The following is a 1,969-nucleotide window of genomic DNA, read 5'->3' as shown; positions in this document are numbered from 1 at the left end:
CCGCAAAACCGACTTCAGGGTTCGCATGAATATGCTCAAAGATTTGGCTTAAACGTTGCTGGTCAGCGGCAACAGAATCAGCTAATGATGTGGTTGGTGCAGCTACGGCGTTGATAGAAAGTGCGCTTAAGATTGCAGTTGTGATTAGTAGTTTTTTCATGTTGGTATCCTCAGTTTTTGTCATTGGTTAAGACATTCAATTTGTCTATGCCGAGAATATTACCGAGTTTTTAGCAACACTATTAATCAGGTAGTGTGGATTATATCAACGCCGTTTGTTCATACGACTTAACGGATAAATTCAAAATCAGATAACAACAAACCGTGACTATATAGATAAAAAGTAAGGCCATGAAATAGACGTCATAAAACAACTCTTACAAAGTCTGTGGTGTTAATCCATGCTGTGTGATTTAAATGCTTGCTTTTACCAACTGTATTATCCATTCCGAAACAAAATCCAATTAAATAACTTAACTAAGGATAATCAGATGATTAACTACAAAACATTATTATTAACAGCATTACCATTATTTACCTTCAATACATTTGCAGAAGAGGTGGCTGCGCCAGACATGAGCGATCCTACTGCAGTGTATACTTCTGTTGGTGTGGGTTACGGCACATCGGGCTATAACGCAAAAATAGGCTTAAAGTTACCTAGTACAAGCAGTAATGAGGCCAATATGCTTAACTTAGAGGTTAAAAATGGGGGAGATACATTCCGTGGCCGCTTCTTTAATGTTGATAACTCTACTGGCGGAGCAATTAGCGTCGATGCTGGTTATGACCGTAATAGTGGTGTTGCAAATATTTCTGCTGGCGCATTAACCACACTACCACTATCAGAGAATATTGTTTTCTATCCAGGGTTATATCTTGGCGGAATGATAGGGGACCGATTGAATGTTGATAATCATACAACAGGTGTAGACATAAAGGCATTGACAGCAACAGGGCAACTCTATACGAACTTCAAGCTTACAGATAAGTTGTGGCTAAATGTAAACCCATCTTTTACTACAAGTTTATATGGTATTAAGACCGATACGTTTGATCTTGAGGTCGCGATTGGTTACCAAATAACTCCAGTCTTTAATGCTCGTTTTTACCACAATAATAATGTTGGCGTTGGGCATTATGATAAAGAGAGTTATAAATCAATGACACGTCTTGAGTTTAACTACGCATTTTAGCTTTTCTAAAGTGAATATGAGACTGCAATGCGAGTTAGCGCTTAACTGACAGGCATTGCAGCGTACAGGGTCTTGGTTTATTTGGCTATCTTAAAGGGTGTTTTTAAAGATTTTGCCGTCTTTCATCATTAGGTCCATCTCTGTTAGGTGAGAAGCATCTTTTTTGGCATCGTTCGCTTCACCAAACCACGTATCACGACCGCCAATTAACCTAATGTCTTCAAGCGGGTTACCATCGATAAGTAAGATATCAGCATAAGCCCCCACTTCGATAACACCTAATTTGCCGTCAGAATATGGGTCAATCCACAGCTGCATCAGTTCAGCAGAGATACGACCTGAGGTTGAAGTCATTGCTCGTAGTGCCGAAAAGTTACCGAACATATCCGCGTTTTAGCCAGATTTCGTGGTCAATTTGCTTGGCACAGGTACCCACCACACCAACACAGTCCACATTGAATGCACGGCGATAAAACCATCTACCTCAGCTTTTGCCATCTCTTGCTGGTAGGTACCAAATGCTGCTTGAGCAGAATGTAGCTTCTTCTGAATCAATGGATCTTGCACTACTGGAATGGTGGCAAGATCTGGAGAGAAAGCGGTTAAGTTAGTGGCAATAAATGCACCTTGTTGATTGAATTTCTCCGCCATCTCCGCTTTAAACATAAAGCCGTGTTCAAGTGATTTTACGCCATTGTCCAATGCTTAATGCATCGCTTTCTCAGAGTAAACGTGTGTAGCAACGTAGGAGCCGTAAGACTCGGCAATCGCCA

Annotated in this window: 3 protein-coding genes; 1 reads left to right on the top strand and 2 read right to left on the bottom strand. The window is 40.7% G+C overall.

Going from position 1 to position 1,969, the window contains the following annotated elements; translation table 11 throughout:
- Positions 1–491: 491 nt before the first annotated feature.
- Positions 492–1,196: a hypothetical protein gene (locus ACP45E_RS15175; RefSeq protein WP_017038282.1), complete on the top strand. Its 705-nt coding sequence runs from the start codon at positions 492–494 to the stop codon at positions 1,194–1,196.
- A 90-nt stretch (positions 1,197–1,286) separates the two neighbouring features.
- Here the strand turns inward: ACP45E_RS15175 and ACP45E_RS15170 are convergent, their stop codons facing one another.
- Together ACP45E_RS15170 and ACP45E_RS15165 are read right to left on the bottom strand one after the other, a co-directional pair.
- Positions 1,287–1,550, bottom strand: coding sequence for a hypothetical protein (locus tag ACP45E_RS15170; protein ID WP_241824321.1), 264 nt, complete (start codon positions 1,548–1,550; stop codon positions 1,287–1,289).
- Between the two features lie 39 nt (positions 1,551–1,589).
- A complete protein-coding gene (locus ACP45E_RS15165; protein ID WP_241824320.1) occupies positions 1,590–1,898 on the bottom strand; it encodes a hypothetical protein in 309 nt (102 codons plus the stop codon).
- Positions 1,899–1,969: the final 71 nt, after the last annotated feature.

This window comes from Vibrio genomosp. F10 str. 9ZD137 (genome assembly GCF_049974785.1).
In the GTDB taxonomy this organism is placed as follows: domain Bacteria; phylum Pseudomonadota; class Gammaproteobacteria; order Enterobacterales; family Vibrionaceae; genus Vibrio.
This window is presented reverse-complemented; position numbering and strand designations above follow the sequence as displayed.

Excerpts from the sequence above, each read along its gene's own strand:
- ACP45E_RS15175 (WP_017038282.1), top strand. The coding sequence starts at position 492 with ATGATTAACTACAAAACATTATTATTAACAGCATTACCATTATTTACC.
- ACP45E_RS15170 (WP_241824321.1), bottom strand. The coding sequence starts at position 1,550 with ATGACTTCAACCTCAGGTCGTATCTCTGCTGAACTGATGCAGCTGTGG.